13 protein-coding genes are annotated in these 15,683 nt (G+C 71.8%); 4 read left to right on the top strand and 9 right to left on the bottom strand.

What is annotated here, in order from left to right; genetic code table 11:
* Positions 1-25: 25 nt before the first annotated feature.
* On the bottom strand, positions 26-1,834 hold the full coding sequence (locus TR48_RS12620; protein ID WP_042366193.1) for a phosphatidylglycerol lysyltransferase domain-containing protein: 1,809 nt from the start codon (positions 1,832-1,834) through the stop codon (positions 26-28).
* 215 nt (positions 1,835-2,049) lie between these two features.
* Here TR48_RS12620 and TR48_RS12615 point away from each other — a divergent pair, with 215 nt between their 5' ends.
* Both TR48_RS12615 and TR48_RS12610 read left to right on the top strand, forming a co-directional pair.
* Positions 2,050-3,207, top strand: coding sequence for an alpha/beta hydrolase (locus tag TR48_RS12615; protein ID WP_042366192.1), 1,158 nt, complete (start codon positions 2,050-2,052; stop codon positions 3,205-3,207).
* A gap of 70 nt (positions 3,208-3,277) precedes the next feature.
* Positions 3,278-4,417, top strand: a complete 1,140-nt coding sequence (locus TR48_RS12610) for an alpha/beta hydrolase (RefSeq protein ID WP_042366191.1) — start codon at positions 3,278-3,280, stop codon at positions 4,415-4,417.
* A 20-nt stretch (positions 4,418-4,437) separates the two neighbouring features.
* On the opposite strand, the gene folE is transcribed toward TR48_RS12610, so the two are convergent.
* The 6 genes from folE to dacB all read right to left on the bottom strand — a co-directional run bounded on the left by folE (position 4,438) and on the right by dacB (position 12,226).
* The gene (gene folE / locus TR48_RS12605) at positions 4,438-5,046 is read right to left on the bottom strand and encodes a GTP cyclohydrolase I FolE (protein ID WP_042366190.1); all 609 of its coding nucleotides are present in this window, start codon (positions 5,044-5,046) and stop codon (positions 4,438-4,440) included.
* 99 nt (positions 5,047-5,145) lie between these two features.
* Complete coding sequence (gene ftsH, locus TR48_RS12600; RefSeq protein WP_042366189.1) at positions 5,146-7,146, bottom strand: ATP-dependent zinc metalloprotease FtsH; 2,001 nt, start codon at positions 7,144-7,146, stop codon at positions 5,146-5,148.
* Between the two features lie 251 nt (positions 7,147-7,397).
* Positions 7,398-7,952 carry a hypoxanthine phosphoribosyltransferase gene (gene hpt, locus TR48_RS12595; protein ID WP_042366188.1) on the bottom strand — a complete coding sequence of 185 codons (555 nt, stop codon included), beginning with the start codon at positions 7,950-7,952 and terminating at the stop codon, positions 7,398-7,400.
* 81 nt (positions 7,953-8,033) lie between these two features.
* Entirely contained in the window at positions 8,034-9,152 is a 1,119-nt protein-coding gene (gene tilS, locus TR48_RS12590) for a tRNA lysidine(34) synthetase TilS (RefSeq protein WP_042366187.1), read from the bottom strand.
* A gap of 233 nt (positions 9,153-9,385) precedes the next feature.
* The gene (locus tag TR48_RS12585; RefSeq protein WP_042366186.1) at positions 9,386-10,504 is read right to left on the bottom strand and encodes a zinc-dependent metalloprotease; all 1,119 of its coding nucleotides are present in this window, start codon (positions 10,502-10,504) and stop codon (positions 9,386-9,388) included.
* Between the two features lie 63 nt (positions 10,505-10,567).
* Positions 10,568-12,226, bottom strand: a complete 1,659-nt coding sequence (gene dacB / locus TR48_RS12580) for a D-alanyl-D-alanine carboxypeptidase/D-alanyl-D-alanine endopeptidase (protein WP_052442628.1) — start codon at positions 12,224-12,226, stop codon at positions 10,568-10,570.
* Positions 12,227-12,289: 63 nt separating this feature from the next.
* Here dacB and TR48_RS12575 point away from each other — a divergent pair, with 63 nt between their 5' ends.
* A complete protein-coding gene (locus TR48_RS12575; RefSeq protein WP_042366185.1) occupies positions 12,290-12,784 on the top strand; it encodes an inorganic diphosphatase in 495 nt (164 codons plus the stop codon).
* A gap of 103 nt (positions 12,785-12,887) precedes the next feature.
* Here the strand turns inward: TR48_RS12575 and TR48_RS12570 are convergent, their stop codons facing one another.
* Positions 12,888-13,106: a hypothetical protein gene (locus TR48_RS12570; protein WP_042366184.1), complete on the bottom strand. Its 219-nt coding sequence runs from the start codon at positions 13,104-13,106 to the stop codon at positions 12,888-12,890.
* A 182-nt stretch (positions 13,107-13,288) separates the two neighbouring features.
* On the opposite strand from TR48_RS12570, the gene TR48_RS12565 reads away from it, so the two are divergent.
* Positions 13,289-13,759: a hypothetical protein gene (locus TR48_RS12565; RefSeq protein WP_236652121.1), complete on the top strand. Its 471-nt coding sequence runs from the start codon at positions 13,289-13,291 to the stop codon at positions 13,757-13,759.
* Positions 13,760-14,415: 656 nt separating this feature from the next.
* Here the strand turns inward: TR48_RS12565 and TR48_RS46305 are convergent.
* Positions 14,416-15,594, bottom strand: a complete 1,179-nt coding sequence (locus TR48_RS46305) for a C40 family peptidase (protein ID WP_042366182.1) — start codon at positions 15,592-15,594, stop codon at positions 14,416-14,418.
* Positions 15,595-15,683: the final 89 nt, after the last annotated feature.

Genomic DNA, 15,683 nt, shown 5'->3' with positions numbered 1-15,683 from the left:
CGCGCGCCTCCCGGCGGAGCCGGCCTCAGCGCGGTACGGGGACCGTGATCGCGGCGTTCGGCTCCGGGCGGTCCTTCTGGAAACGGCGCAGGAACTTCGGCAGCTCCATCACGATGAACGCCTCCGCCTGGAGCGACGCGATGCCGATACGCGGCAGGTCGCCGGGGCCCGGATAGACCAGGAAGCGCGGCTCCCAGATCGGGCGGAACTTCGCGTTGAACTTGTACAGCGACTCGATCTGGAACCACCGGGACAGGAAGACCAGCAGCCCGCGCCAGGCGCGCAGCACCGGGCCCGCGCCGATCCGCTCGCCACGCGCCAGCGCGCTGCGGAACATCGCGAAGTTCAGCGAGACGCGGTTCACGCCCAGCTCGGGGCAGGCCTGCAGGGCCTTGACGATCAGCAGCTCGTTCAGGCCCGGGTCGGCGTCGCGGTCGCGGCGCATCAGGTCGAGCGAGATGCCGTCCTTGCCCCACGGCACGAAGTGCAGCACCGCGCGGATGTCGGAAGTCCCTTCCGGCGCGCCCTCGATGGCCTTGTGCGCAGTGACCACGACGCAGCCCTCGTCACGGACGTCGCCGAAGCGGCCGAGCGCCATCGAGAAGCCGCGCTCGGTCTCGGTGCCGCGCCAGGCGTCCGCGGCGTGACGGATCGCGTCGCGCTCGGCGGCGTCCAGGGCCTCGACGCGGCGGACGCGGCACTCGTAGCCGGCGCGCTCGATGCGCTTGACCATCTGGCGGACGTTGCGCATCGCGCGGCCCTCGAGGGTGAACTCCTCGACCTCGACGATCGCCTCGTCGCCGATCTCCAGCGCGTCCAGGCCCGCCTCGCGGGTCCAGACCTCGCCGCCCTGCTCGCTGCAGCCCATGACCGCGGGGACCCAGGCGTGCTTGTGGGCCTCCTCCATGAAGACCTTGATCGCGCCGGGCCACGCCTCGACGTCGCCGATCGGGTCGCCGGAGGCGAGCATGACGCCGGAGACGACGCGGTAGGCGATGGCGGCCTTGCCGGTCGGCGAGAAGAGCACGCTCTTGTCGCGGCGCAGCGCGAAGTAGCCGAGCGAGTCGCGGGCGCCGTGCTTGGTCAGCAGCTCGCGGACCTGCTGCTCCTCGGAGGCGTCCAGCACCGCGAACGGCTTGGACGGGCGCAGCGCCAGCCAGATGGTGCTGACGGCGGTGAAGAAGCCGAGGCCGGCCAGCGAGTAGTAGACCAGGTCGCCGGTGCGGCTCCCGGTGTAGTGGATCGGGCCGCCGACGCCGATCAGGCCCCAGAAGACCTCCCAGAACCGCTGGCGCAGCGACGGGTCGCCGACGGTGGTCTTGGCGTGCGCACTCACGATGATCATGCCGAGGCCGAAGCTCAGCACCAGCATCACCACGAAGTTGACCGCCGCCCGCCAGCGCGTGCGCGGGTCGGAAAGCGCGTAGAACTCGCGGTGGTTGAGCAGCAGGACGATCCAGACCACCAGCGTGATCACCGCGGTGCCGGTGTGATGCCAGCGCAGCAGCTCCATCACGAAGCCGACCGGCAGCAGCACCGCGACCGCCCGGAAGGCGCGCAGCTTACGGCGGCGCAGCGCGTGCGCGAGCATGATCAGCACGATGCCGATGACCAGCGAGAGCGCGGTCGCGACGGTGGTCACCGTGCCCGGCAGCAGCGTCGCCAGCTTGTGCATCCGGCTCTCGCGGATGTGCGGGGCGACACCGGCGACGATGTCGAAGAGACCGATCAGGGCTGTGGCGAATCCCACAGCTCGGGGCACCCATGGGCGGGAGACCTTGGGAATCGGCAGGCCCTTGCGGGTCGGTCGCTCGGTGGCCACGGGTTCGCTCATGGGAGGACAGCGTAGACGCACAGGTAAGGACTTCGTCCCACGCGAGGGTGTGCGAGGTGATGACATGTAATGAATGGGTCACACATACGACCTTCGATGCAGCTTCCCAGCGAACGCTCAGGCATGCTGGTACGTCGGGCCGGGCCACCACCCTCGCGCCCGCCCGCCCCGGCACCCCGGGCGCGGGTCGCAGGACGAAGGCGTAGGCACGGGGAATGGGACTCACCAGCAAGAAGCTCGAGCTGCTCATCGCGCTGCTGGCACTCGCCAGCTTCGCGGGGACGGTCTACCTCTGGCCCCGCCTGAGCGGTCGGAACTGGAAGGCCGTTCTCGGGCGGGTCGGCACGCTCCTGCTGAGCCAGCTGCTCAGCCTGATGGCGCTGGCGCTGGTGGCCAACAACTGGGGCGGCTTCTACAGCTCCTTCAGCGACCTCTTCGGCACCGACCAGGGCGCCACCCCGGCCATCGTCGACCACAGCAAGCCCGCCTCCGACGGCAAGGGCCTGGGCGGCGTCACCGTGCAGGACAGCAAGCCGGTGGCGCTCCAGCTGGGCGGCGCGGCGGCGGGCGCCAAGGGCGGCACGGTGGAGCAGGTCACCGTCCACGGCGGCTCGACGGGCCTGAACGAGGACGGCTACGTCTACCTCCCGGCCGCCTACAAGGACCCCGCGTACAAGAACAAGAAGTTCCCCGTCGTGGTCGTCTTCACCGGCTACCCGGGCACCGCGGAGAACCTGATCTCCCGGATGAAGTACCCGACCATCGCCGCGCAGGCCATCTACCAGAAGAAGATGCCGCCCACGGTCATGGTGCTGCTGCGCCCCTCGGTCGCGATGCCGCGCGACAACGAGTGCCAGGACATACCCGGCGGCCCGCAGGCCCAGACGTTCTTCTCGCAGGACCTGCCGCGCGCCCTCGCCACCACCTACAACGTCTCCACCGACGGTAAGGCGTGGGGCGTGATCGGTGACTCGACCGGCGGCTACTGCGCCCTCTCGCTGGCCATGCGCGAGCCCAACTCCTTCACTGCGGCGGCCTCGCTCTCCGGCTACTACAAGGCGGCCGAGGACTCCACCACCGGCGACCTGTTCGGCGGCAGCCAGGCGCTGCGCAACCAGGCGAACCTGATGTGGCGGGTGCAGCACCTGCCGGCCGTGCCCGTCTCCCTGCTGGTGACCAGCAGCAAGACCGAGAGCGACTACAAGGCCACCGAGGCCTTCATCAAGGCCGTCACGGCCAAGCCGCCGTTCCAGATCTCCTCGCTGTACCTCACCAGCGGCGGCCACAACTTCAACACCTGGAACCAGGAGACGCCGCTGGCGCTCCCGTGGGTCGCCAACAAGCTCTCCGTTCCCAGCTCCCAAGGCGCCTGACCCGCTCCTCTTCACCGCTCTCCGTCGTTGAGCACCGGGAAGGTCGACCGGCGGAACGGGGAACAGGCGGATGGAACTGACCAGCGGCGCGCTGCTCTGGACGGTTCTCGGGGTCACCGTGCTGGTCACGGTGACGACGGTGTGGCTGTGGCCGCGGCTGGCCCGCTCGGGCGGGCTCTTCGTGCTGGCCCGGCTGGGCGCGCTGCTGAGCGCGCAGCTCGGCCTGGTCCTGGTCGCGGCCCTGCTGATCAACGGCTACGGCGACTTCTACCCCACCTGGGGCGACCTGCTCGGCGCGGACCAGCAGGTCACCTTCGGGGCCTCCACCGGCACGAGCGGCGACGCGCTCCCCACCGGGCACGGCTCCCGTCTGGTCCGCCCGGACGGTCCCGCGCCCGCCTTCCTCTCCGGTCGGCCCGCCGCCGTCGGCCAGGTCTCCAGCGTGCGCCTGCTCGGCCCGCGCACGGGCCTGGGACAGCAGGCGTACGTGTACCTGCCGCCGCAGTACTTCCAGCCGGCCTACGCGCGCACCCGGTTCCCGGTCGTGCTGATGATGACCGGCTTCCCCGGCACGATCCAGACCACGCTGGACCGGCTGAACCCGCCGCGGCAGGCCTCCGGCCTGATCGCCGCGGGCCGGATGCAGCCGACGGTGCTCGTGCTGATCTCGCAGAACGTGGCCCTGCCCAGGGACACCAACTGCGTGGACTCCGTCGGCGGCCCGCGCGTGGAGACGTACTTCACCGAGGAGGTCCCCGCGGCGCTGCGCTCCGCGTACCGGCTGTTGCCCGGCGCCGACGGGTGGGCGGTGGAGGGCTACTCGGAGGGCGGCACCTGCGCGCTGGACTTCGGCCTGCGTCACCCGTCCGTCTTCGGCGTCGTCGCGGACCTGGGCGGCGACTACGGCCTCTACGAGAACCGGCAGACCGGCACCCTGTTCGGCCCTCCCGGCCCGGACCGCGACCGCCTGCTCCAGGAGGCGGACTTCGGCTGGCGGCTCACCCACCTGCCGCCCCCGCCGATCAGCGTGCTGCTGGGCACCTCAGTCAGGGACCGCGACTACCCGGCGACGAAGCGGTTCCTCGCGCAGGTCCGCGCCCCGATGCGGGCGACGCCGATGCTGCTCGCCTCGGGCGGCCACAACTTCGGCACCTGGGCGGTGGAGCAGGGGCCGATGCTGGAGTGGATCAGCGAGCAGCTGACCCACTGACCGGCCCGCGCCCCGCTCGCCTAGCGGCCGATGATGAGGCTCATCGCCTCGGCGCGGGTCTTGCCGTCGCGGAGCTGGCCGCGGACGGCGGAGGTCATCGTCTTGGCCCCGGGCTTGCGGATGCCGCGGACGCTCATGCACATGTGCTCGGCCTCGACGACCACGATCACGCCGCGGGCCTCGAGGATCCGCATCAGGGAGTCCGCGATCTGCGTCGTCAGCCGCTCCTGCACCTGCGGGCGGCGGGCGAAGACGTCCACCAGGCGGGCCAGCTTGGACAGACCGGTGATCTTGCCGTTCTCGGCGGGGATGTAGCCGACGTGCGCGACGCCGTGGAACGGCAGCAGGTGGTGCTCGCAGCAGGAGACCAGCTCGATGTCCTTGACCAGCACCAGCTCGTCGTGGCCCAGGTCGAAGACGGTCGTGAGCACGTCCTCGGGCTTCTGGTAGAGCCCGGCGAATATCTCCTTGTAGGCGCGCGCCACCCGGGCCGGCGTCTCCCGCAGGCCCTCGCGCTCCGGGTCCTCACCCACGGCGATGAGCAGCTCGCGGATCGCGTCCTCGGCCCGCTTCTGGTCGAACTCCCGGACGGCTCCGGTCGAACCCTCGATGGTCACCGGATCGATCATGAGTAGTGCTCCTCGACTGGAAGTTCGAAACAAAAGAACGCTGCCCCAAGGCTAAAGCCTCGGGGCAGCGTCGGTATGTCCGGTCTCAGACCACGGCTGTCACAGCTCCGGCTGGTCCAGGTTGGTGGTCGTGTCCAGCGGGCCCACGGTGTCGGTGACACCGTTGGTCAGCGTCAGCTCGCGCGGCGACTGCACCGGCGGGCGGGTGGACGGGGTCCGACGCGGCGAGCCGGTCCAGGCCGGACGCGGCGGGCGCTTGACGATCGGAGCGAAGATCTCGGCGAGCTGCTCCTTGTTCAGGGTCTCCTTGTCGAGGAGCTCCAGAACCAGGGTGTCCAGCACGTCGCGGTTCTCGACCAGGATCTCCCACGCCTCGTTGTGGGCGTTCTCGATCAGCTTCTTGACTTCCTCGTCCACCAGGGCGGCGACCTCTTCCGAGTAGTCGCGCTGGTGGCCCATCTCACGGCCCAGGAAGGGCTCGGAGTTGTCGGTCCCGAACTTGATCGCGCCGAGGCGCTCGGTCATGCCGTACTGGGTGACCATGGCCCGGGCGGTGCCGGTCGCCTTCTCGATGTCGTTGGACGCGCCGGTGGTCGGGTCGTGGAAGACCAGCTCCTCCGCCGCGCGCCCGCCCATCATGTAGGCGAGCTGGTCGAGCATCTCGTTGCGCGTGGTCGAGTACTTGTCCTCGTCCGGCAGCACCATCGTGTAACCGAGGGCGCGGCCGCGGGAGAGGATCGTGACCTTGTGCACCGGGTCGCTGTTCGGCGAGGCCGCCGCGACCAGGGCGTGACCGCCCTCGTGGTACGCGGTGATCTTCTTCTCCTTGTCGGACATGATCCGCGTGCGCTTCTGCGGACCCGCCACGACGCGGTCGATCGCCTCGTCCAGGACGTTGTTGTCGATCAGCTTCTTGTCGCTGCGCGCGGTGAGCAGCGCGGCCTCGTTGAGGACGTTGCTCAGGTCGGCGCCGGTGAAGCCGGGGGTGCGGCGGGCGACGGCCATGAGGTCGACGTCCGGTGCGACCGGCTTGCCCTTCTGGTGGACCTTGAGGATCTCCAGACGGCCGGTGAGGTCCGGACGGTCGACCGCGATCTGGCGGTCGAAACGGCCCGGGCGCAGCAGCGCCGGGTCGAGGATGTCGGGACGGTTGGTCGCCGCGATCAGGATCACGCCGCCCTTGACGTCGAAGCCGTCCATCTCGACCAGCAGCTGGTTGAGGGTCTGCTCGCGCTCGTCGTGACCGCCGCCGAGGCCGGCGCCGCGGTGGCGGCCGACCGCGTCGATCTCGTCGACGAAGACGATGGCCGGGGCGTTCGCCTTGGCCTGCTCGAACAGGTCGCGGACGCGGCTGGCGCCGACACCGACGAACATCTCGACGAAGTCGGAACCGGAGATCGAGTAGAACGGCACGCCCGCCTCGCCGGCCACGGCCCGGGCGAGCAGGGTCTTACCGGTTCCGGGCGGCCCGTAGAGCAGCACACCCTTGGGGATCTTGGCCCCGACGGCCTGGAACTTGGCCGGCTCCTGCAGGAACTCCTTGATCTCCTGGAGCTCCTCGACGGCCTCGTCGGCGCCCGCGACGTCCGCGAAGGTCGTCTTGGGGGTGTCCTTGGTGATGAGCTTCGCCTTGGACTTGCCGAACTGCATGACGCGCGAGCCGCCGCCCTGCATCTGGTTCATCAGCAGCAGGAACACGCCGACGATCAGCACGAACGGCAGCAGCGAGATCAGAATGCCGAGGAAGGCGTTCTGCTTGTCCACCTTGACGGTGTAGCTCGGCAGCTTGCCACTGCTCACGTCCTGCTGCAGTTCGGTCTGCAGCGTCGCCGCGAACTGGTCGGAGGCGTAGGGGGCCTGGATCATGTTCGTGCCGTCGACGGACTGGCCGTCCTTCAGCTGAACCTTGATCATCTGGCTGTCACCGGTCGTGACCTGGACCGACTGGGCCTGACCCGCGTTGATCGCGCTGATGACCTTGCTGGTGTCCTCGGTCTTGTAGCCCTGGGCCGAAGACACCACCTGCATCAGCACGACGATGGCGAGGACAGCCAGCACAATCCACATCACCGGCGCACGGAAGTATCGCTTCACGTCCATCCATGCGGGGCGACCCTGGCCGCCCCGTCCCTCCTGCCACTAAGTGCGGCACCCCCGGCCCTTCGGCCGGTGGTGCGTCCTATGTCTGTGTTTGTCCTCGACCGTCCCCGATAGGAACAGCGAATTATTGGACGGTACCGCAGCCATTCTCCATGTGAACGGTTGCGTTCCCGTGTCAAACGGCTCTTCCCACGGTCCAACGGAGGGAAACCGAGCACTGTTCCCACCGCCCTGGAGCAATCCGCCCGGGCTCAGCCGCCGTACACGTGCGGGGCGAGCGTGCCGACGAAGGGCAGGTTGCGGAACTTCTCCGCGTAGTCCAGCCCGTAGCCGACGACGAACTCGTTCGGGATGTCGAAACCGACGTACCTGACGTCGATCGACACCTTGGCCGCGTCCGGCTTGCGCAGCAGCGTGCAGACCTCCAGCGACCCGGGGTTGCGCGACTGCAGGTTGCTGAGCAGCCAGGACAGCGTCAGACCGGAGTCGATGATGTCCTCGACGATCAGCACGTCGCGGCCGGAGATGTCGGTGTCCAGGTCCTTGAGGATACGGACCACCCCGGAGGACTTGGTGCCCATCCCGTAGGAGGAGACCGCCATCCAGTCCATGGTGACATCGGAGTGCAGCGTCCGGGCCAGGTCGGCCATCACCATGACCGCGCCCTTGAGCACGCCCACGATGAGCAGATCCTTGCCCGCGTAGTCACGGTCGATCTGCGCGCCCAGCTCGAGCAGCTTGGCGTCGATCTCGTCCTTGCTGATGAGCACCTTGGCAAGGTCGGTGCCCATGTCCTTCTCGTCCACCCGCGCTACTTCCTCGAAGCTGGATTCCGCAGAGTCGTCCCTGCGCCTGCGTTCCTCAACCTTACGGGAGCGCCGGAAGTCTCAGACTCGCCGGAAGGCCAGGCGGCCCGCCTGCCGCCGCATCCGGACGTCGCCGGGCAGATGGACCGCACCCTGGCCGTGCCAGGCGGTGACCAGCTGGTCCATCGCCTCGACATGGCGGGCGAACAGCTCCCCGCCGGGGGACCCGGCGGCCAGCGCGGCCCGGCGCAGCACCCGGCGGCGGACGGCGGCGGGCAGATCGGCCAGGCGCGCGCAGTCGAGGCCGTCCGGGTGGGTGATCTCCGTCTCGGCCTGGGCCGCCCACGCGTCGAGGGCGTCGGCGTCGTCACGGAAGAGCCGCGCGGTGCGGGCCAGGGCCTCGACCACGCCGCCGCCGAGGTGCTTCTCCAGCACCGGCAGCACCTCGTGGCGGACCCGGGCGCGGGTGTAGGCGGGGTCGGTGTTGTGCGGGTCGTCCCAGACCGGCAGGTCGAGCACGTGGCAGGCGGCGCGGGTGGTGGCCCGGTCGAGCTCCAGGAAGGGGCGGCGGTAGCGGCCGGCGACGACGGGCATGCCGCTGAGCGAGCGGGTGCCGCTGCCGCGGGCCAGGCCGAGCAGGACCGTCTCGGCCTGGTCGTCGCGGGTGTGGCCGAGGAGCACGGCGCGGGCTCCGTGGCGCTCGGCGGCGGCCTCCAGCGCGGCGTAGCGGGCGTCCCGCGCGGCGGCCTCGGGACCGCCGTGGCCGCGCGCGGCAGGAACGTTCACCCCGAGCGCGTCGACCGGGTCGAGCCCGAGGTCGCGCAGGCGCGTGGCGACCTCCACGGCGCGGGCGGTGGAGCCGGTCTGGAGCCCGTGGTCGACGGTCACCGCACCGGCGCGGATGCCCAGCTTGGCGGCCTCGAAGACGGTGGCGGCGGCGAGGGCCATCGAGTCGGCCCCGCCGGAGCAGGCCACCAGCACGAGCGGCGCGGAGGGCGCCGGCTTCGGACGGGGTCTGCGGTACTTCGCGTGCCGCGGGTCGACGTCGCCCACGGAGCGGATGAACTGCGGGGGTACGGCGGCTTCGTTCCCGGGGGCTCGGCTCCCGGGGGCGAAAGTGGCGGGAACCTCGTCGGAGAACTCGGCGAGCACCCGGCGCACCGCCAGGCGTATCGCCGCTACCGCGGGATGGGGGCCCATGACCGATCACTCCTCAGGGCGGGTGGACTGCCGCATCGTCTCACACCCAGAGTGACCGGGATGTTGCGCATCGTCGCAGAAGTCATCGACGACACGCGGGTGCGTCGTCGTCCCGCAGTACCGGTTCGATCGGACGAGTGAATGCCGAATCGTTTCGGCGGGGCGACGGCGCCCCGCCGGTCCGTCGTCCCGGAGCTGGGCCCCGGGGCGGGCCGGCGGTTGCGGGCGGCGCCTCAACGATGCATTCGGGCCACCCAGGCGGCCGGGTTGTGGATCTCCTCCCGCGTGGGGAGGGTGTTCGGGGACGTCCAGACCTTGTTGAAGCCGTCCATCCCCACGGCGTCCAGCACCGCGTTCACGAAGACGGCCCCGTCCTGGTACTGACGCAGCTTCGCGTCCATGCCGAGCAGGCGCCGCAGCAGCTGGTCCATCCGGCTCGCGCCCTTGGCGCGGCGCTGCTGGAACTTCTCGCGGATCTCCCCGACGGTCGGCACGACCTGCGGCCCCACCCCGTCCATCACCACGTCGGCATGACCCTCCAGCAGGGACATCACGGCCGTCAGCCGACCGAGGATCTCCCGCTGAGTGGGCGTCTGCACGACCTCGACCAGGTTCTCCGGCTTCTGCCCGCCCTCGGTGAGGGCCTCGCGCAGCCGCTCGAAGAGCGTGCCCGGGTCGATCTCGGTCTCGGCGAGGAACGCCTGGATCTCCCCCTCGATGTGGTCCCGCAGCCAGGGCACCGCGGTGAACTGGGTCCGGTGGGTCTCCTCGTGCAGGCACACCCACAGCCGGAAGTCGTGCGGGTCCACGTCGAGCTCCCGCTCGACGGCGACGATGTTCGGCGCGACCAGCAGCAGCCGTCCCGGCGGGGTGACCGGTCGGCCGTCCTCCGGCGCGGAGAGGTCGGCCGGCAGGTCGGCCGGCGCGAAGGTCTCGTACTGCCCGAGCACCTTGGTCGACAGGAAGGAGAGCACCAGCCCGAGCTCGACGCCGGTCATCTTGCTGCCGACGACGCTCATCGCCGCCCCGCCCGGGATGTTCGCCCGCCGGGCCGCCAGCTTGCCCGTGAGCGGGCTGATGACGGTCCGGAACCCGGCCACGTTCGCCTTGATCCACCCCGGCCGGTCCACGACGAGCACGGGGGTGCCGCTCTGCGGGGCCCCCATGCGCGTGTACGCGCGCACGTGCTCCTCCGCCTCGTGCGCGTGGGTCCGGAGCTCGGCGACGACGGCCCGTGCCTCCTCCCGCGTCACCTCCGGCCCCGGCCGTACGAGGCGGGTCGCCGTGGCGACCGCGAGATCCCAGTCGATCATGTCCGTGCCGTTGCTGCTGTTGCCGCTGGCGCTCGTCATGCGTTCAACCGTACGTTCTCCCGGCCGGTTCGGGCAGCAGCGTCGCACGATCGAGGCGTGCCCCTACCCGCAGCCGCAGGTCGCCAGGCGGGAGGCCAGGACGTCGAGGGCCGCGCGGGCCGCGTCCTGGCTGCCGCTGCCGTTGGACATGAAGGCGAACGCCAGCGGCCGGCCGCTGCGGTCCACCACCAGGCCAGCCAGGGTGTTGACGGTCTGCAGGGTGCCGGTCTTGGCCCGGACGACGCCGAGGCCGGCCTCGCTGCCGGCGCCGCCGTAGCGGTTGTCCAGGGTGCCGGTGAAGCCCGCGATCGGGAGACCGCTGATGACGCTGCGCAGCTCGGGGTGGGCCGGGGAGGCGTCCAGCACCAGCAGCTGCGTCAGGACCGCCGCCGGGATGCCGTCGTCGCCGCTGAGGCCGCTGGAGTCGGCCAGGTGGGTCGAGCCGAGCCGGATGCCCAGCCGGGCGAGCCGCGCGGTCACCGCCGCCGCGGCGTCGGTGAAGGTCGCAGGCCTGCCGGAGGCGAGGGCGACGGCGTGGCCGAGGGCCTCCGCGACGTCGTTGTCGCTCTCGGTCAGCATCCGCTCGACGATGTCGCTCAGCGGCGCGCTCTGGACCTGGGCGAGCTGCGGGGCGTTCGCGGGTGCGGTCCCCTGGGACGGGGAGGTGTCGACGTCGACGCCGTCCGCCGTCAGGGCCGCGGCGAAGGCGTTCGCGGCGTGCAACGCGGGGTCGGCCTCGCGGGGGGCGTTCTCCGTGCTGGTCGGGTCGAGCCGGCCCTCGTCGGCGGTGAGGGCTTGGACCAGGGCGATGTTCTCGTTGACGCCGATGGGGTGCAGGGCCGGCGCGGAGAAGAGCGAGATGTCGTAGTGGAGCGTGATCCGGTGCCCGCCGCCCAAGGGCGCGGCGGACGCGGACGCCCCCGACGAGGCCGAGGGGCTCGCCTGGGCGCGGAGCGCGGCCGCCGTCGCCGCCGCGAGGGCGGTCAGGCTGTCGGGACCGCTCGACGCGCTCAGCGTCGGGTCGCCGCCGCCGACCAGGGTCAGGCCGGTGGCTGCGTCACCCACCACCTTGGTGGTGAAGCGGTGGTCCGGCCCGAGCAGGCTGAGCGCGGCGGTCGCGGTGGCGATCTTGTTGGTGGACGCGGGCTCCTGAGCCTGGTCCGCGCCGACGCTGTAGAGGGTGTGGCCGTCGGTGACGTCCACGACGGAGGCGGTGACCCGGCCGAGCACGGACACGCCCATCGGCCCGGCCAACGTGCCGCCGAGGCCGGCGGCGGTCGGCAGAGTGCCCGATCCGCTCGCGGGGGCGAGCACGTCCGCGGCGTCGTGCCAGGCCGGGCCGGCGGGCTTCGGCGTGCCCGGACGACCGCCGTGGCGGGCCGCGGCGGAGGGCCGCCCCTCCGCGAGCGCCCGGTCGCCCACCCGCTGACCGCCCTGCCAGGGCCCGGCCACCGCGATGCTGACGACGACCAGCACCAGCCCGCTGCCTGCGGCGACGCCGACGACCCAGCGCGTGGGCGCGTACGCGTACCGCCGCCCGTACTTCCGTCCGTACGGCCGCCCGTACTCCCGCCACGCTCGCTCGGCCGAACGCAGCGCGGACGCGCGTATCGGTCCCGTCCGCTCCGCCGCCTGCCGTGCGACCTGCCCCGCGACTCGTCTCGCCGTCGCGGCCGCCCGGCCTCCACGGTCCGCCCAGTTGCCCATCCGGCCCTTCCCCATTCCTGAGCACTCCACGCCGTAGGAGACACTATTGGCTGCAACCACTGATATTGGAGGAGAGCTGTGGAGTTCGACGTCACGATCGAGATCCCGAAGGGTTCGCGGAACAAGTACGAGGTCGACCACGAGACTGGTCGCATCTACCTCGACCGCATGCTCTTCACCTCGACCCGCTACCCGGCCGACTACGGCTTCGTCGACGGGACCCTCGGCGAGGACGGCGACCCGCTGGACGCGCTCGTCATCCTGGAGGAGCCCACCTTCCCCGGCTGCGTCATCAAGTGCCGCGCCATCGGGATGTTCCACATGACCGACGAGGCGGGCGGCGACGACAAGCTGCTCTGCGTCCCGGCCTCGGACCCGCGCTGGGAGCACCTGCGCGACATCCACCACGTCTCGGAGTTCGACCGCCTCGAGATCCAGCACTTCTTTGAGGTCTACAAGGACCTGGAGCCCGGCAAGTCCGTCGAGGGCGCCCACTGGGTCGGCCGCCAGGAGGCGGAGGAGGAGATCACCAACTCCATCAAGCGCCTCGCCGAGTCCGGCAAGAGCCACTGACCAGCGGCAGAAGGCACGACCGACGCCGCCGTCCCTCCGCACCGGACGGCGGCCGCACCTGAGCCCGGCGGACCGACGTCCGCCGGGCTTCGTGCGTTCCGGCTCAGGCCTTGTACAGGTCGAGGTCGTCGTTCATGAAGAGCTGGACGTAGCCGCAGTTCCAGCAGATCAGGCCGGTGGCCGACTCGTTCGCCCAGCCGAGGTTGAGCAGTTCCATGCCGGAGCTGTTCAGCTTGACCTCGCGGTCCCGGAAGGCGTCGCCGCCACAGAAGCCGCACCTGATCCACTTGCCACCGATCGCCGCGCGCACGGGCTTGGCCACGTTCTCCCACCTCTCCTGCGGTCCGCCCCGCTCGGGGCGGCGGCGGCCAGCCTAGGCGGTGTCACGCCGCCGGTATGACAAATGTCCTGCCCGAGTCAGGACGGCTGTTTCTGCCGCTGTGGTCCCCCGGCGCGGGAAGCTCGTGGTCGTCAGGGAGAGACGCAGTCCAGGGGGAGACGACCATGGCGATCGGCCAGCTCAGCAACGCGTTCACGTTCAAGCGCAGCCGCCCCGAGCCGCTCGCGCCGGGTGAGATCAAGCCGCTGTCGCCGTGGTTCTTCGCCTTCGAGGGGGTGATGGGCGCGGCCTTCGACATCGTCAAGCTGCACCCGGACGCGTGGATGGCGCTGGTCGCGCTGGGCGCGGTCAACATCGCGGTCGGCTTCACCATGCTGGGTCGTCGGCGCAAGCTGCTACGGGCCATGCTCAAGAACGGCCGCAGCCGGAAGATCCTGGTCGGGCTGATCGCCCTGCGGGTCGGCGTCCACGCCGGGCTGGGCGCCCTCGGCACGCAGGTCGAGGGGACGGCGGGGCACCTGGCGATGGCCGTGGCGATGACGGCCGTGACGGTCGCGCTGCTCTGGTACGACCAGCGGGTGACGTTCCGTGCGCTCGGGCTCGTCCCGGCGACGGCCGAGCCCCAGCAGGCCTGAACCATGGACGGACGCCCCCCGGCGTGTCACCGTGGCCGTCTCGGCGCAGGTGCGTGGACGGGGGTGCCATGCGGGGGTTGGCCGTCCTGTTGAGGCCGGAACGGGTGTGGGCGCGACGGGTGCGGGCCAGGTCAGTGAGGTGGGCGCTGCCGCGCGGGCGCTCGGCGCGGCGGCCGCGTGCCTGGTCGTCCTGCTGGCCCCGCCCCTGCCGGTGCGGCTGCTCGCACTGGCGCTGCTCGGCGGTGCGCTGCCGTCCCCGCTGTGGGCCGCGCCGCATCACGGCGACCCGGACGCCCTGCGTTTCCGTCGGCGGCATCGGCGGATCGGGCTGCGGGCGGCGTGCCTGCTGCTGTTCGCCGCGGTGGCCGTACCCCTCGCGGGCGGCCCGATGGCGGCGGGCTACAGCACGCCGGTGCACTTCGATCCGGACGCGGGCCGTCCGCCTGCCCTGCCCGCCCAGCTGCGGGAGAGGCACGGCGCGGCGCCACGGCGCCTCGCCTGCCGCTGCGGCGAACGCCTGCTCCGCTGGACGGGAGCTGCCCGGCCGCGCCGGGCTGGTCGGCGACGCGCTCTGCCCCCGGCGTGCCGCCGACTTTCGGCCGACCGGCGGCCGACGCTCCGGCGAGCAGGCGGGACGGCGAACGGAGCGGCGGTGGTCAGGGGCGGGCGTAGAAGGCCGGGGTGCCCATGATCCACAGGGAGGCGGTCTTGACGACGTCGCCCGTGCGCGGGGCCTCGATGACGGTGTCGTCGCCGGTGAAGAGTGCGACGTGGAAGATGCCCTGCGGGCTGCCGTCGTGGGACCAGAAGACCAGGTCGCCCGGTTGCAACTGACGGTAGGTCACCGGGTGCGACTGCTGGTACTGGTCCGCGGCGTAGTGCGGCAGCTCGACGCCCGCCCGCTCCCAGGCGCGCATGGTGAGGCCCGAGCAGTCGTAGTTCTGCGGGCCCGCGCCCCCCCAGACGTACGGGAGGCCGAGGGCCGCACGCGCGAAGGCCAGCACGCTGTGCACGTCTCCGGGCCCGGACGGCGGAGGCGGCGGCGTGGCCTGCTGCTTGGCCGGGGCGGCGAGCGCGGCCAGCTTGGCCGCCTGCGCGGCGAGCGCCTGGGCGTGGGCCTCCGTCAGCTGGAGCGCGACCCGTTGGGCATCGGCCAGGCCCTCGAGCAGCGCGGTGTGCTGTGCGTCCAGCACGGCGACCTGCGCCTGTTGTGCGGCCAGTTGCAGTTGGGCGGCCGTCCGAGCGGCCGCGACCTTGGCCGTCGCCGCGGCGGCCGCGGTGTTCGCCTGCTGGGCGGCGGTGTCCGCGCGCGCGGCCTGCGTCGCGGTCGCGACGGCCTGCCGCAGGGCGCTCTGCGCCTGCTGGGCCACGCCCTGGGCGGCCTCCGTGGCGAGCTCCGCGGCGTGCGGGTCCCGCGCCGCGAGGAGGCCGGCGAGGCCGGCCAGCTGTGGCGGCCCGCCCTCCCGGTACTGCTGGGCGGCCAGTGCGCCGACCATCTCGCGCGCGCCGCGCTCGGCAGCGTCCGCGCCACGGGCCGCAACGGAGGTGGCGGCGGCCTGCGCCGCGGCCTTCTGCTGCGCGACGACGGCGCCGTTGTACGCCTCCACGGCGGACTCCACGCGCACGTTCGTCGCCGCCTCGGCGCTCTGCGCGGCGATGAGCTGCGTCTCGACGGCCTCGACCTGCGCCTGCGCGGCCTGAGCGGCCGTCTGCGCGGACGCGAGCCGCCCGGCGGACGGGCCGCCGGGCCCGTCGTCCGCGGCAGCCCGCGGCGTGGCGAGAACGGCTGCGAGCAGCAGCGCGGCGGACGCGAGTGCGGAGCTAGGGCGGTTCACCCTCTCAAGTCTGGCCACCCGTCAGAGATTCGCACCGCTGGGTGACCCACCTGGGTGACGGCCCGTCAGTTGTTTCGCGAATCCGGCGG

It is taken from the genome of Streptacidiphilus neutrinimicus (genome assembly GCF_000787815.1).
In the GTDB taxonomy this organism is placed as follows: domain Bacteria; phylum Actinomycetota; class Actinomycetes; order Streptomycetales; family Streptomycetaceae; genus Streptacidiphilus; species Streptacidiphilus neutrinimicus.
Note: the sequence above shows the minus strand (reverse complement) of the source record. Positions and strands in the feature narration are given on the sequence as shown.